The 14,008-nt window shown below is 65.8% G+C and carries 12 protein-coding genes; 9 read left to right on the plus strand and 3 right to left on the minus strand.

The genetic code is table 11. From position 1 onward, the window contains the following. Window positions 1–115 precede the first annotated feature (115 nt). The 7 genes from HYZ11_12780 to HYZ11_12810 all read left to right on the plus strand — a co-directional run bounded on the left by HYZ11_12780 (window position 116) and on the right by HYZ11_12810 (window position 8,921). Window positions 116–1,072 (plus strand): ChaN family lipoprotein, encoded by a 957-nt coding sequence (locus HYZ11_12780; GenBank protein MBI3128473.1) that lies wholly within the window; start codon window positions 116–118, stop codon window positions 1,070–1,072. Window positions 1,073–1,314: 242 nt separating this feature from the next. Beyond that, window positions 1,315–2,232 (plus strand): hypothetical protein, encoded by a 918-nt coding sequence (locus HYZ11_12785; GenBank protein ID MBI3128474.1) that lies wholly within the window; start codon window positions 1,315–1,317, stop codon window positions 2,230–2,232. Window positions 2,233–2,470: 238 nt separating this feature from the next. Further along, window positions 2,471–4,237 carry a DUF2326 domain-containing protein gene (locus HYZ11_12790; protein MBI3128475.1) on the plus strand — a complete coding sequence of 589 codons (1,767 nt, stop codon included), beginning with the start codon at window positions 2,471–2,473 and terminating at the stop codon, window positions 4,235–4,237. A gap of 211 nt (window positions 4,238–4,448) precedes the next feature. After that, on the plus strand, window positions 4,449–5,903 hold the full coding sequence (locus HYZ11_12795; protein ID MBI3128476.1) for a B12-binding domain-containing radical SAM protein: 1,455 nt from the start codon (window positions 4,449–4,451) through the stop codon (window positions 5,901–5,903). A 220-nt stretch (window positions 5,904–6,123) separates the two neighbouring features. Next, the gene (locus tag HYZ11_12800; protein MBI3128477.1) at window positions 6,124–8,127 is read left to right on the plus strand and encodes a methyltransferase domain-containing protein; all 2,004 of its coding nucleotides are present in this window, start codon (window positions 6,124–6,126) and stop codon (window positions 8,125–8,127) included. 165 nt (window positions 8,128–8,292) lie between these two features. Further along, window positions 8,293–8,583, plus strand: coding sequence for a nucleotidyltransferase family protein (locus HYZ11_12805; GenBank protein MBI3128478.1), 291 nt, complete (start codon window positions 8,293–8,295; stop codon window positions 8,581–8,583). Between the two features lie 5 nt (window positions 8,584–8,588). Further along, window positions 8,589–8,921, plus strand: coding sequence for a DUF86 domain-containing protein (locus HYZ11_12810; GenBank protein ID MBI3128479.1), 333 nt, complete (start codon window positions 8,589–8,591; stop codon window positions 8,919–8,921). Between the two features lie 68 nt (window positions 8,922–8,989). Here the strand turns inward: HYZ11_12810 and HYZ11_12815 are convergent, their stop codons facing one another. From HYZ11_12815 to HYZ11_12825, 3 genes are read right to left on the minus strand one after another with little or no spacing between them, the layout of a single operon-like run. Next, window positions 8,990–9,358: a DUF2304 family protein gene (locus tag HYZ11_12815; GenBank protein ID MBI3128480.1), complete on the minus strand. Its 369-nt coding sequence runs from the start codon at window positions 9,356–9,358 to the stop codon at window positions 8,990–8,992. Further along, window positions 9,355–10,083, minus strand: coding sequence for a glycosyltransferase family 2 protein (locus tag HYZ11_12820; GenBank protein ID MBI3128481.1), 729 nt, complete (start codon window positions 10,081–10,083; stop codon window positions 9,355–9,357). The genes HYZ11_12815 and HYZ11_12820 overlap by 4 nt, the downstream gene beginning before the upstream one ends. Continuing rightward, entirely contained in the window at window positions 10,080–10,943 is an 864-nt protein-coding gene (locus tag HYZ11_12825) for a class I SAM-dependent methyltransferase (GenBank protein ID MBI3128482.1), read from the minus strand. Before HYZ11_12825 ends, HYZ11_12820 begins: the two co-directional genes overlap by 4 nt. A 105-nt stretch (window positions 10,944–11,048) precedes the next feature. Here HYZ11_12825 and HYZ11_12830 point away from each other — a divergent pair, with 105 nt between their 5' ends. Together HYZ11_12830 and HYZ11_12835 are read left to right on the plus strand one after the other, a co-directional pair. After that, on the plus strand, window positions 11,049–13,100 hold the full coding sequence (locus HYZ11_12830) for a hypothetical protein (GenBank protein MBI3128483.1): 2,052 nt from the start codon (window positions 11,049–11,051) through the stop codon (window positions 13,098–13,100). 56 nt (window positions 13,101–13,156) lie between these two features. Next, the gene (locus HYZ11_12835; protein ID MBI3128484.1) at window positions 13,157–13,999 is read left to right on the plus strand and encodes a DUF547 domain-containing protein; all 843 of its coding nucleotides are present in this window, start codon (window positions 13,157–13,159) and stop codon (window positions 13,997–13,999) included. Window positions 14,000–14,008: the final 9 nt, after the last annotated feature.

Genomic DNA, 14,008 nt, shown 5'->3' on the forward strand with positions numbered 1-14,008 from the left:
ATCGCCCTCTCTTCAACCTGAGACCGCCTAGGGCGAACACGAGGTTCGCCCCTACAGACTCTCCTGCGGAGCCGGCAAGTCTTTCCTAATCCCCCGGAAGCGAGGTTTCCCGGCCGTGAAGAAATATTTTCTTCCCTTCCTCTCGATCCTTGCGCTCCTTGTCTCCCCCGGGTTCTCCGCCGCCCAGGGGGCGGACAAGCATCCGCTCGAGGGCCGCGTCTGGTCGCCCCGGACGGGCGGGTTCCTCACGGAGGAGGCGCTTTTCGAGCGGATGGCGCGGGCCCGCGCCGTCTACCTGGGCGAAATCCACGACAACCCCATCCACCACCGGCTCCAGGCCCGGGCCTACCGGGCACTGCTCGATCGGGGGCGCCGGCACGCCCTGGCCTTCGAGATGTTCAGCACCGATGTCCAGCCCGCCCTCTCGAAGCTGCTCCGCGACCCCGAGGCGGACCTCTCGAAGGTGCCCGAGGTGACGGGCTGGGACCGCCGCGGCTGGCCCGACTGGTCCATGTACGCGCCCCTCGTGGAGCTGGCCCACCGGGCGGGGCTGCCCGTCCTGGCGGCGGACCTCCCCCGGGCGCTCGCGGGGAGGGTCTCCCGGAAGGGGCTGGGCGAGCTGCCCCCGGACCTCGCCCGGGAGCTGGCCCTGGGCCCCCCGGACCCCGGGAAGCGGGAGACCATGCTGGACGTGTTCTTCGAGTCCCACTGCCGGGCCCTGCCCCGGGAGAAGCTGGGGAACCTCTTCGAGTCCTGGCGGGCGCGCAACCGGACGATGGCCCTGACCATGGCCCGCGCCCTGAGGGAGGGCTCGGAGGGCGCCCTGCTCATCACCGGGGGCGGGCACGCCGAGCGGGAGACGGGGGTGCCCTCGGATCTGGACGCCCTCGCGCCCGGGGTGGAGCAGTTCGCCCTGGCCTTCGCCGAGGTCCGGGATGGGGAGACCCGCCCCGAGGCCTACCGCGCCCGCCCCGGGGCCTACGACGCCCTCTGGTTCACCCCCGCGCACCCGCGCGAGGACCCCTGCGTCAAGTACAAGAAAGGCCTTGAGCGCATGAAAAAGGGGCATTAGGGGGTAGGGGCCTACCGGAAAGTCCCCGGTTTCAGCCGATTCTTGTCATTCCGAGCGTAGCGAGGAATCTGCTTGTAGGGCATGGGGCGAAAATTCGCGCTTTATCTCTTGGCGGAATAATTTGGAGGCGATACTATTCTGGCTCCGCCCGGTCGATCGGGATGTTGAAGTGAGGGCAAGGACGGTGGACTTCGTCTATCCCGACGCGCACCACAGGCTTGGCAGTTTGGGAAAACGTCTTCATGGATGAAACTCAGCGCCTATTCTATCGAAAGAACTTCCAGGTCCGCTTCCTGAGAAGCACTGCAACTGAATTTCAGAATCTTTTTTCAGACATCATGCAACGCGTCTACAAAGCCGATTTCCAGAAGGTGCGCCCCTACGGTAAGCATGGCGATCTCAAATGCGACGGTTTCCTCAGTTCCAAGGGAGCGGTTTACCAGTGTTATGCGCCTCGGGAGCTCAAAGAAAAAGAAACCATCCACAAAATTAAAGTGGATTACCCTGGAGCCAAGAAGCACTGGCGCGACCAAATGAAACAGTGGGTCTTCGTCCATAATGACAATGACGGTTTGCCCGGCGGTGTTGTTCGTCACCTTCATGTGCTGAAAACATCAGAAAAGAAGAAGGTGGAGGTATTCTGGTGGTCCGAACCGGAGTTGATCGGAGAGATGGAGAAGTTGGACGAAGCTGACTTGGTGGATTTGTTTGGCCCACAACCTACCAAGGTGCAATCGCAGATAATCAGTTTTCCTGAACTGCAGACTGTCCTTACCGCGATATCAAAAAGCATTCCAGATCCGGAACCGGTTATCAAAGCTCCGTCCCCGGAGAAAATTGCTCACAACAATCTTTCAGAGGATACAACGAGGTTCCTTCACCTTGGCCGTCATCTTGAACGCGAGGTCCAAAAATTTCTTGAAAAGTGGCCCGACCCGGCCTTTGCCGACCAGATTGCCGAAACCTTCCGCAATCAATACGACGCTTTGCGCAATACTGGCTTGAACAGCGAAGAAATATTTGTTGGAATTCTCCGCTTTTGCGGATTCAACCAAGGGAATGGTAGTGCTCACAATACAGCGGTTCTCGCTGTCGTTTCTTATTTCTTTGAGCGCTGCGACATTTTCGAAGACCCGGATGCGGTGGTATTTTCCGCATGATATTGCCAACCAAACATCTTCGCCCTGACCGAGCCCTGGTCGCAGTGGGGGCGGATGTCCTTGGGCTTTTGCAAACCCCCCAAACCGTTTCACGCCTTTGGGAGGATTTTCGTCTCTTGCGCTCCCGAAGACCCGGCGTCGCACCCGTCACCTACGAATGGTTCATTCTATCCTTGGACCTGCTGTTTTTGCTTGAGGCGGTTACTTTTGAAAGAGGTCAGGTCCAAAGGTCTCAGTCATGATTCGAGAAATCATCAGTGACCTTGGCAGCTTTAAGCCACTGCGCTTTCGAGAAGGATTGAATATCATTCTGGCTGATAAGACCGATAAATCGACTGACCGTCAGTCCCGGAACGGCGCCGGAAAATCCAGCATCATTGAGATCATCCATTTTCTTTTCGGCGGTGAAGCAGGGAAGGGGAGTATCTTTCGCACACAGGCTCTTCAGGACCATACTTTCTTTATCGACTTTGACCTAGGAGATGAGAAAACCACAATCGGACGTAGCGGCCAAAAGCCCGCTGACATTCAGATTCTTCATGGGTCTACAGGAAAATGGCCGTACCAGCCACGCCAGAATAAGAAATATTCCCACCCCATAATTTCGAACGTTCATTGGCGAGAGACTCTGGGAAACATCACTTTCGGGCTGGACGTTCACCAGGAAATCGGTAAAAGTCCCTTTGAACCCACCTTTCGGCAGCTTTTCTCTTATTTTGTCCGGCGCCATTCCTCCGGCGCATTCCATGAACCGCAAAGTCAAAATTCCAAACAGCAGTCATGGGATATTCAGGTTGCGCTTAGTTTTCTTCTCGGGCTCGATTGGACCATTCCCCGCCGCTTCCAGGAACTTCGGATAAAGGAACGGACAATCAAGGAACTTCGTAAAGGGATTAAGGAAGGTGGTTTTGTTGGTTTCTTGGAAGCGGCTGCCGACATTCGGACGCGCGTTACCCTGACCGAAGCAAGAGTTCGCAGGTTTCAAACAGCATTGGCTGAATTTAGGGTCGTCCCTGAATATAGTGCACTTGAAAGAGAAGCCAATGAGATAACCGCGAGAATTCGAAGCCACTCCGACGATAACACCACTGACCGGGCGCTTGCCGCGAAACTGGAAGAGGCTTTTCACCAGGAAGACCCGCCTGGCGTGGCGCAGTTGGGGCAAGTCTACAAAGAAGCCGGCGTTATCCTGCCGGAAAAAGTTACCAAACGTTTTGAGGATGTAATTAAATTTCATCAGGCCATTATCGAGAATCGTCGTGCCCATCTTCAATCTGAAATCGACCAAGCGAACAGACGTATTGCAGGCCGGGAGCGAGAGATGGCGGAACGTGAAACCCGTCGCGCACAGATTATGGGTATACTTAGGAGCGGTGGAGCCCTGGAGCATTACACAAAAATTCAAGAAGAGTTAGCCCGCAGCGAGGGGGAAGCCCAAAGCCTTCGCCAAAGTTTAATGCTTGCGGAGGACCTGGAGAACCGACAGACCAGCGTTGCCATTGAACGGACTCAGCTCTTGCAGAGGCTTCAGGAAGACCATCATGAACAGGAAGAGACGATTAGAAACGCCATTATAAAGTTTGGCGAACTCTCTTCTGAACTTTACGAGAGGGCAGGAAACCTTGTTATCTCCACGAGCGAAGGCGGACCAAGATTTGAGGTGAAAATTGAAGGAGCAAGGAGTCGCGGGATTACGAACATGCAAATATTCTGTTTTGACATGATGCTTATGGCGCTCAATGCCGAACGCGGCCTTGGCCCCGGATTTCTCGTTCACGATAGCCACTTGTTCGATGGCGTTGACGAGCGACAGGTGGCCAATGCGCTTCAGATTGGAAGTGAAAAAGCGAAGGAACACAATTTTCAATACATAGTGACAATGAATTCCGATGCCCTTCCAAAGGAAGGTTTCCGCCACGATTTTAATGTGCGTGACTTCGTTATTGAGCCGCAGCTTACAGATGAAACCGAAACAGGCGGTCTCTTTGGGATCCGCTTTGGTTAAGCCGACTTCATGTTCTTCTTTCCCGAAGATTCCTCGCGCCTGCGGCGCTCGGAATGACGGCGAAAGGCCCGGGCGCCCCCCTGCCGGAGAGGCCGTTTCACTCCCCCAAGTCAATTTCGGAGGAGTGTGCTAGGATGCCCCCCGCTTTTGGGATTTCCCGCCTTTTGACTTGGTTTCTCCCCGGGCGGCCGGGGAGGGAGGGTTCCAGCCGGTGAACGTGGTCTTCATCTCGCCCCCCGAGACCCATTCCATCGAGAGCTCGCTCCCCGCCCAGATCAACCAGGGGGGAGGGGTCTACCCCCGCCTGGGCCTCCTCTACGTGGCGGCCTACTACGAGCGGGAGACGGGGGAGAAGACGGATTTCATCGACGCCCCGGCCCTGGGCATGGACTACGAGCGGCTGGAGGAGGAGATCCGCAGGCGGCCCATCGACCTCGCGGCCGTGAGCGTCCTCACCTTCAACCTCATCGACTCCTGCAAGGCGGCGGCCCTGGTGAAGAAGCACCACCCCAAGGCGCGGGTGGTCTTCGGGGGGCACCACGCGAACTACTACCCGGGCGAGTCGGTGCGCTTGAAGGAGGTGGACTACGTCATCAGCGGGGACGGGGAGAAGTCCTTCCTCATGCTGGCCCAGGCCATCGACCGGGGGGAGCGCCCCGAGGAGCTGGCGGCCATCCCGGGCCTGAGCTGGCACGACGGGGAGAAGCCCAGGGTGGCCTTCCTGCGCGGGGACTCGGGGGACCTGAACCTCCTCCCCTTCCCGGCCCGGCACCTCATCAACCTGCGCAACTACAACAACCTCATCGGGGCGAGCGACGTGACGGCCACCATCCAGTCCTCCCGGGGCTGCCCCTTCGCCTGCACCTTCTGCGACATCCGCCGCACGAAGTTCCGCTACCGCGAGCCTTCCAACGTGGTGGACGAGGTGGAGGCCCTGACGGCGCAGGGCATCGAGGACTTCTTCTTCGTGGACGACACCATCACCATCCGCAAGCAGCGCGTCCACGAGATATGCCAGGAGATGATCCGCCGGGGTCTCAAGGTCCAGTTCAAGATCAGCTCCCGCGTGGACTGCATCAACGAGGCCCTCCTCAAGGACCTGCGCCGGGCGGGCTGCTACCGCATCCACTACGGGGTCGAGAGCGCCAGCCAGCGGAGCCTCGACTACATGGAGAAGGGCATCACCCCGGACCTGGTGCGCAAGGTCTTCCGCCAGACCAAGGAGGCCGGCATCGGGGCCTACGCCTACATGATGATCGGCATCCCGGGGGAGACGCGGGAGGAGATGGAGGCCACCTTCGACTTCGCCGTGGAGCTGGACCCGGACTACTGCCAGTTCTCCATCTGCACCCCCTACCCCAAGACCGAGCTCTACGAGCGGATGCTCAGGACGGGCATCATCCCCCACGACTACTGGCAGGAGTTCGCCGAGAACCCCCAGGAGGGCTTCCGGGTGAAGTTCTGGAACCCCGACTTCGAGGAGGCGGAGCTCCGCGAAATCCAGCAGTACGGCCACCGCAAGTTCTACGGCCGCCCCCGGTTCGTCCTCCGGGAGCTGGGCCGGGTGCGCTCCCTCGTGGATTTCCGCCGCAAGGCGGCCATGGGTCTCAAGTTGCTCCTCCGGCGGGGCGCCCGGCGCCCCGAGGCGCCCACCCTGACCACCTAGGCCCTCCCCGCCGGGGGGCCGGTGGCTCCCGCAGCGCTCCGGGGCCGGATTTTTGCCCTCGCCCCCCAAAAAATTGATGCAAATTCCAGCGGTTGGATTACATTGACGCCACACGTGCCCAGATCCGCGTTCCGCCTGTGGGGGGCGGCACGGGAGCGGGGCGGCGGGAGGCGGCGGCCTCCGCGCCGGACGGGAGGAGAGGGGGAGGACGGCGGAGCCGATGAGCGACAAACCACCGGCATCAGGAAAATCCAGCATTCCCGGCAAGAACGGCAAGTCCCGCAAGCGCGCGCTGGGCCCGGTCGCCAACCTGGAGGAGCATGTCCCCCCCGAGTGGTGGCGGGGGATCTTCAATTCCCTCTACCTCAAGACCGACTCCGACGTCGTGGCGGACCCGAACATCACCCGCCAGGAGGCCGAGTACTTCGCCCGGCTGCTCCAGCTCTCCCCCGAGGACAAGGTCCTGGACCTGTGCTGCGGCCAGGGGCGCCACTCCCTCGAGCTGGCCCGCCGGGGGTTCCGCGGGGTGGAGGGGCTCGACCGGTCCCACTTCCTGATCCAGAAGGCCCGGAGCCTGGCCAAGAAGGAGGGCCTCCCCGTCAAGTTTCGCGAGGGGGACGCCCGCAAGCTCCCCTATTCCCCGGACGCCTTCGATGCCGCCCTCATCCTGGGCAACAGCTTCGGCTACTTCGAGACCGCCCACGAGGACCTGAAGGTGCTCCAGGGGGTGTGCCGCGCCCTCAAGCCCTGGGGGAAGCTCCTCATCGACGTCTCGGACGGGGAATACCTCCGCGAGCGCTTCCAGCCCCGCTCCTGGGAGTGGCTGGACGACAAGCACTTCGTCTGCCGCGAGCGGGCCCTCTCGGCCGACGGCCGCCGGCTCATCTCCCGCGAGGTGGTGACCCACGTCGAGAAGGGGGTGCTGGTGGACCAGTTCTACGCCGAGCGCCTCTACAGCCGGCCGGAGCTGATGGAGCTGCTCAGGGCGGCCGGCTTCCACGAGGCCGCCGTCCACGGCGAGATCGCCACCGGCTCCCAGCGCAACCAGGACTTGGGGATGATGGAGCGCCGCATCATCCTGACGGGGGTGGCCCGCAAGGAGTGGACCCCCCTCCGCAAGCGGCCCAAGGAGGCCGTCCGCACCGTGGCGGTGGTGATGGGCGACCCGGGCAAGCAGGACATCGTCAAGCCCGACGCGGTCTTCGACGAGGACGACCTCTACACCATCGACCAGCTCAAGGCGGCCCTGCGGGAGCTCAAGGACTACCGCTTCCTCTACCTCTCGAACCACGACTCCCTCATCGCCGAGCTCGCGAAGCTGAAGGGCAAGGCGGACTTCGTGCTGAACCTCTGCGACGAGGGGCTGGCGAACGACCCGCTGAAGGAGCTCCACGTCCCGGCCCTGCTCGAGGCGCTGGGCATCCCCTTCACCGGGGCGGGGCCCCAGTGCCTCGCCTACTGCTACGACAAGTCGCTCGTGCGGGGCATCGCCAAGGAGATGGACATCCCCGTGCCCGAGGCCTTCTTCATCAAGCCGGGCGAGTCCACCTTCGAGATGCCCTTCGCCTTCCCGGCCATCGTGAAGCCCAACTTCGGGGACTCGAGCTTCGGCATCACCCAGAAGAGCGTGGTGCACGACCACGAGGAGCTCCTGAACGTGGTGACGGAGCTCCACCGGCGGTTCGGCTACGAGAAGCCCATCCTGGTGGAGGAGTTCCTGGCGGGGGCCGACCTGACCGTCGGCATCATCGGCAACCCGGACGCCTCCTACACCGTCTTCCCCGTCAGCGAGGAGGACTACTCCGAGCTCCCGGAGGAGCTGCCGCGCATCTGCGGCTACGAGGCCAAGTGGGACCCCGAGTCCCCCTACGCCCGCCTGCGCTCCATCCCGGCCAGCCTCCCCGACGTCACCGAGAAGCGCATGGTGGACGCCTCCCTCAAGCTCTTCGAGCGCCTGGGCTGCCGGGACTACGCCCGCTTCGACTGGCGCCTGGACGCCGAGGGGAACCCCAAGCTCCTCGAGGTGAACCCCAACCCCGGCTGGTGCTGGGACGGGCACCTGGCCAAGATGGCCAAGTTCACCGGCGTCTCCTACGCCGGGATGCTCGAGGCCATCCTCCGGGCGGCCGAGCAGCGCCTCGGCCTGGACTCCCAATCGCCGGACCGCCCGGCCGAGCGCAAGGAGGAGGCGGCCGGCGAGCCCGTCCTCGTGAACGGGAATTAGCGCGGGCGAATCCGGAAAGTTCGGCGGCCGCGGTCCCGGGAGGGGCCGCGGCCGTTTTTTTGGTCCTTGGGAAAGGACGAAAAGGGGGCGCTTCCCAGGGCCGGTTCGAGCCCCCGCCGGTGTGCTATCCTATGAGGGCGCGAGCCCTTTCGGATGGAGCCCGGCATGAAGCTGGACGATCTCTTGAGGGAAAAGCGCGAGGAGGTCCTCCGCCTCATCGCCCGCTACGGCGCGAGCAACGTCCGCGTCTTCGGCTCCGTGGCGCGGGGGGACTTTGGCCCCGAGAGCGACATCGACCTCCTCATCCTCCCCGGGCCGGGCATGAGCCTGTTCAAGCACGCCGCGCTCGAACGCGAGCTCGCCGACCTCCTCGGCTGCCGGGTCAACCTCGTGAGCGAGCGGGGCCTGAGGCCGCGCGTCCGGGAACGCGTCATGCAGGAAGCCGTCACCCTGTGAGCCCCATGCGGGATGACCGCCTCCTCGACATCCTCGATTCCATCGGCCAGATCGAACAGCAGGCGGCCAAGGGCAAGGAAGCCTTCCTCCGGGACGAGATGATCCAAGTCTGGATGCGCCATCATCTTCTGATTATCGGCGAGGCTGCCGCAGGGTTGTCGCGCGAGTTGCGCGGACGAAATCCCGAGGTTTCATGGGCGGACATCATCGCCATGCGGAACATCATCGTGCACGAGTACTTCGGCGTGGACCTGGGCCAAGTGTGGGACGCCGTGATCCAGGACCTGCCCAGGCTCAAGCGGGACGTGGAGGGGATTTTGGAAGGGATGGAACCCTGAGGTCTAACGGTCGTTCATGAAGAAGCCTAACTGAACACTGATTTCCTCTCCCATCCCGCCCACGGTTTTCATTCGTGACGCTCCTCCGCTCCGTCCCCCGGACGGGGCGGGGGCGTCTCGCGCAGGGCGAGGTGGCGGGCGATGTCGGAGATGCGCTTGGAGAGGATGGTGAGCTGCACCGAGAAGTAGACCAGGATGAACACCACCCCCGCCAGGACCATGAGCATCCAGGCCTGCTGGGTGTCCGGCGTCCCGGCCATGCGCCGCAGCAGGGGCCAGAAGACCGGGAGATCGAGCGCCAGGAGCCCCGCCGCGATCAGGATGAGCCAGGCCACGGCGTAGCCCACGTAGAGCCGCACCCGGATGACGAGCCTGAGCGCGTAGGCCGCCAGCAGCAGCCCCACGAGGTTGGCGAAGAAGAGGAAGGCGCCGCTCACCGCGCCCGCCCCCGGCCCTCTTCCATCCAGGCCCGCAGGACGGAGCAGAGGATGAGGGTCCCCGTCAGGAGGGGATAGCGCAGGAGGGCGAGCTTCCCGTACATCGAGACGCCCGCCCTCCGCTCCGCGAAAACGGCCGGGTGCTCGGCGATCCGGAAGCCCCTGAGGCCCAGGTAGACCAGCGCCTCGGCGTGCAGGTCGAGGAAGGCGCCCTCGGCGATGATGGGCAAGACCGCCGGCCCCGCCGCCTTCATGCCCGAGGTCGAGTCGGTGATGCGCTGGCCGGTCAGGCGGCTGGCGACGCGGCTGAAGAACTGGTTGCCCAGGAAGCGCCCGATGGAAGCCCCCGCCGCCGCCCCCCCTGAAAAGCGGGTGGCCACCACGATGTCCCCCTCGCCGCGCTCCAGGCGCTCCAGCATGGGCAGGACCTCCGAGGCGGGGTGCTGGCCGTCCCCGTCGACGAAGATGGCGCGCTCGTAGCCGTTCGCCAGCGCCCAGGCGCAGCCGATCTGGAGGGCGCCCCGGTAGCCCAGGTTGCAGGCCAGGCGGATCTGGGCGGCGCCGAGCCGGTCCACGATGGCGGCGGTGGTGTCCGAGGAGTGATCGTTCACCACCAGGATGTCCACCCCCGGCGCGCTCGCGCGGAGATCGGCGATGACGCGCCCAATGCTCTCCTCTTCGTTGTGCGCGGGGACGATGGCGAGGGGAGGGCGCCCGGCGGTCATGGGGCGCCCTCCGCGGGCCGCTGGGCGAGCAGGGTCATGATGTCGAAGGCGTTGAAGTAGAGGGAGGGCCCGCGCTCGATGGCGGTGGCTCCCCCTCCCGTCAGCATCCGGGCGGCGCGGCCCAGGCTCAGCCGCCGGCCGAAGCGGCGCAGGGCCACGGGCATGAGGCCCGCCTTCCGCATCACGCCCTCCAGCGTCCGGCGGCTGAAGAAGTAGAGATGCACGGGCGGGAGCATCAGCCACCAGCGCCGCCCGAGGAGCCGGGCGGCGATGGAGGCGACGTCCCCCGTCGAGGCCACGAGCCACCCGCCGGGCCGCAGGCGCGCGGCGGCGGCGGCCATGTCCCCGCTCGGATCCGCCAGGTGCTCCACCGTGTCCCACATGGAGATGACGTCGAAGTCCTTCCAGCCGGACGGGAGGTCCCGCGCCGTCCCCGCCCGGGCCTCGAGGCCCCGCTTCCGGGCCTCCCCGGCGCAGTAGGCGGAGATGTCCACGCCGCGGGCGTCCCAGCCCTCGTCCCGGGCCGCGGAGAGGAAGGAGCCGGTCGCGCAGCCGATGTCCAGCCAGCGCCCGCCCGCGAGCCCGGTGGTGCGGCTGATCCAGGCGAGCCACTTCCGGTAGTCCGCCCGGCGCGCCGCCGCCTCGCTCTCGTAGCTGCGGTAGAGGCCCCCCTCGAAATACTCCCGCCCGTAGATGGCGCGCAGGCTCTCCTCGCCGGGGACGGGATGGGTGAACACCAGCCCGCACCCTTCGCACGCGAGGACGAAGTAGCCGTCCTTCTCATGGAGCGGGGAGAAGGCGCCCCCGCCGCACAGGTTGCACCTTCGGGAGAGGGCGGAGACGGGAAAAGCGTGAACCAAGGGTTTCCTCCGGGCGCGAGTGGGGCTAGCATCCTCCGGCCGGATGGAACTTGCAAGCCTCACCGCGACGCGGCGCGCCGAAGGCCGCGAGGAAAGGAGGCCGGGATGGGAGGATGGAAGCGCCCGGGAGGCTGGGCCGCCGCGGCCGCGCTGCCGCTCGTCTTCCTCCTCCTCGATCCTGGGACGAGGCTCGACGCGCCGGGATGGAGGGTGATCCTCCATCTGCTCCACCTGGGGATGGCGGGGCTGGCCGCGCTCGTCCTCTGCATGGCGGGGAAGGGCGTCCTCCTGCGCGCCGGGCTCCTCCCGGCCGACCCGTGGGAGCGCCTCCTCCTGGCCGGGGGAGCGGGCTTCGCCCTGATCGCGCCCCTCCTTCTCCTGCTCGGGGCGGCGGGGGGGCTGAGGGCCTGGCTCGCCTGGCCCCTCGCGGCGCTCCTGGCCGCCTCCGGCCGGGGCTGGCACCCCCGCGAGGAGGGGCGCAAGTTCCCCTTTCCGCCGCCCTCGACCCCCGCCCGGCCGGCGGCCTGGGGGCTGGCCATCCTCCTCGCCCTGCTCTTCCTCGGGAGCCTCCTCGAGGCGCTCCAGCCCGTGCCCCAATCCCCCGATCCCCTGGCCCAGACCCTGGCCTACCCCCGCCTCTTCGCCCGCGAGGGGGGGATGATCTTCACCCCCGAGAGCCCGCTCTACTTCGCCCTCACCGGATACTGGGAGCTCTTCCTCTCGGCGCTCGCGATCTTCCTGCCCTCGGACGTCTCGCTCGCGGCCGTGGGGCAGCTCCTCCACCTCCTCCTGGGGCTGGGCGGGGCGGCCCTCGGCGTCTTCTGCCTCGTCCGCCGGATCGCCGCCGGAGGGCCGGGCGAGCGCCTGGCCCTCGGCCTCTTTGGAGCGGCCCTATTCGCCGGGATGCGGGCCGACGTGCACCACGTGCGCCTCTTCTCCCTCCTGGCGGTCGAGGCGAAGTCCGACCTCATCGTGGCGGCCCTCCAGATGGCGGGAACGCTCGCCCTGCTGCGCGCCCTCGGTGAGGAGAAGGGCCGGCGCAGGGCCTTCTTCCTGGCCGGGACGCTCCTGGGCGCGGCGGCCGGGGTGAAGATCACGGCGGGGCTCGCGGTCATCGGGCTCGGCGCCGCCTTCCTCGCCTGGCCGCCGGAGCCGCTGGCGCGGCGGGAGCGCTGGAGGGCGCTCGGCTGGGCGGGCGCGGGGCTCGCGCTGCTGCTCATTCCGCTCGTGGCGAAGAACGCCATCGCTCTCGGGAACCCCCTCTACCCGCTCCTTTCGTCGCGCCTGGGCTGCTGCGACAACCCGCTCTACTACCAGCTCGTCTCGGGGCTCGGGGCAGAGCAGGCCGGGAGCTGGGCCGGATGGGCGCTCCTCCGGCTCGCCTTTCCCTCCTTGCCCTTCTTGCTCCTGCTGGCCGGGCTCCTCCGGCCGGAGCTCCCGCCCCGCCCGGCCCGCTTCCTGCTGCTGACCTGCGCCTTTGCGGCGCTCGCGGCGGGGCTGGCCTTCGCCCGGAACTTCCCGGTCCGCTACGCCCTGTTCATCCCGGCCTTCACGGCGGCGGCCGCCGCCTGCGCGGCGGGGGGACTGCTCGCCTGGATGCGGACGCGCCGGGGGACGGGGGAGCTTCTCGCGTCGCCCATCGCGCTCGGCGCCGGGTGGATGCTGCTCGTGGCGCTCGCCCTCGCCCCGACCCACCTCGACAACCGCCTGAAGCGCGGTTTCCGGGCGGGCTGGCAAGAGGGGAGACTTCGGGAGCGGATGCTGGCCGCGAGCCCCGCCTCGCGCTTCCAGGCCGGATGGGCGGAGAGGCTGCCCGCCGGGGCGAAGCTCCTCACCTTCTACCGGCCCGAGCGGCTCGTCGCCTTCACCGCGGGTTTCCGGCCCGCCGTGGCGGTCGAGGACCCGGAGCTGGCCGCACTGGTCGCCCGCGAGAAGGACCCGGCCCGACTGGAGCGAGCCCTGGCCGCCCGGGGCGTCACCCATGTCTATTTCGAGTCCCGCACTCTGGTCCCTCCGGGGTTCCCGCTCGACCCGGCGGGGCTGGCCGGCCGCCTGCGGGGGCGCCCGCCCCTGTGGCGGGAGGCGGGGTTCGAGATGCACGCGCTGGAGGCCGTTTCCTCTGGTGTAGAAAAAAAGCCGCCCGGGGCGCGCGAATAAATTCCCCCTCCGCACGTTCCCTAAAAAGGGGATAGATCCGCCGCCTGGGGTGAAGAATGCGCCTCCGTTCGATTTTCGCATGGATACCGGCCGCGAGCGTGGCGCTCGCGGCCAATTTTCCCGGAGTCGGGCCCAAGGCGGAGCTCTGGGAGCGCTGGCTCGCCCATGACGCGGCTTCGTCCATCCAGGTGGATCATTCGGCCTGGGGAGATTTTCTCTCCAAATACCTGGTGCGGGGCGACGATGGGGTGAACCGCCTCCGTTACGCGGCGGTGACGCCCGCGGACCGGAAGGCGCTGGACGATTACCTCGGCCGGTTGAGCGCGATGCGGGTAAGCCGCCTCCGGCGGGCCGAGCAGCTCCCGTTTTGGATCAACTTCTACAACGCCCTGACCGTCCGGGTCGTCCTGGACCACTACCCGGTGAACTCCATCCTGCGCATCAACGTCTCGCCGGGGCTATTCGCCGTCGGCCCCTGGGGCAAGAAACTCGTCCTGGTGGAGGGCGAGATGTTGAGCCTGGACGACATCGAGCACCGCATCCTCAGGCCCATCTGGCGGGACCCGCGCATCCACTACGCGGTCAACTGCGCCTCCGTGGGCTGCCCCAACCTGGCGGCGGCGCCCTACACGGCGGAGACGGCGGACGCGATGCTCACCGAAGGCGCGCGCGCCTACGTGAACCATCCGCGGGGGGCGCGCGTCGCGGACTTCGGGCCCGTCGTCTCGAGCATCTACCGCTGGTACAAGGAGGACTTCGGCGGGACGGACGCCGGGGTCCTCGCCCATCTGCGCAGCCACGCTGGCCCCGAGCTGGCCGGACGCCTAGCAAAAGTCTCCCGCGTCGTGGACCACGAATACGACTGGTCTCTGAACGACGCGTCCGAGCCCCGCGACTAGCCGCCAATT

Source organism: Candidatus Tectomicrobia bacterium (genome assembly GCA_016192135.1).
Lineage (GTDB): Bacteria > UBA8248 > UBA8248 > UBA8248 > UBA8248 > 2-12-FULL-69-37.

Coding starts and splice junctions, on each gene's coding strand:
- HYZ11_12785 (MBI3128474.1), top strand. CDS start 1,315: ATGGATGAAACTCAGCGCCTATTCTATCGAAAGAACTTCCAGGTCCGC.
- HYZ11_12790 (MBI3128475.1), top strand. CDS start 2,471: ATGATTCGAGAAATCATCAGTGACCTTGGCAGCTTTAAGCCACTGCGC.
- HYZ11_12800 (MBI3128477.1), top strand. CDS start 6,124: ATGAGCGACAAACCACCGGCATCAGGAAAATCCAGCATTCCCGGCAAG.
- HYZ11_12805 (MBI3128478.1), top strand. CDS start 8,293: ATGAAGCTGGACGATCTCTTGAGGGAAAAGCGCGAGGAGGTCCTCCGC.
- HYZ11_12810 (MBI3128479.1), top strand. CDS start 8,589: ATGCGGGATGACCGCCTCCTCGACATCCTCGATTCCATCGGCCAGATC.
- HYZ11_12820 (MBI3128481.1), bottom strand. CDS start 10,083: ATGACCGCCGGGCGCCCTCCCCTCGCCATCGTCCCCGCGCACAACGAA.
- HYZ11_12830 (MBI3128483.1), top strand. CDS start 11,049: ATGGGAGGATGGAAGCGCCCGGGAGGCTGGGCCGCCGCGGCCGCGCTG.
- HYZ11_12835 (MBI3128484.1), top strand. CDS start 13,157: ATGCGCCTCCGTTCGATTTTCGCATGGATACCGGCCGCGAGCGTGGCG.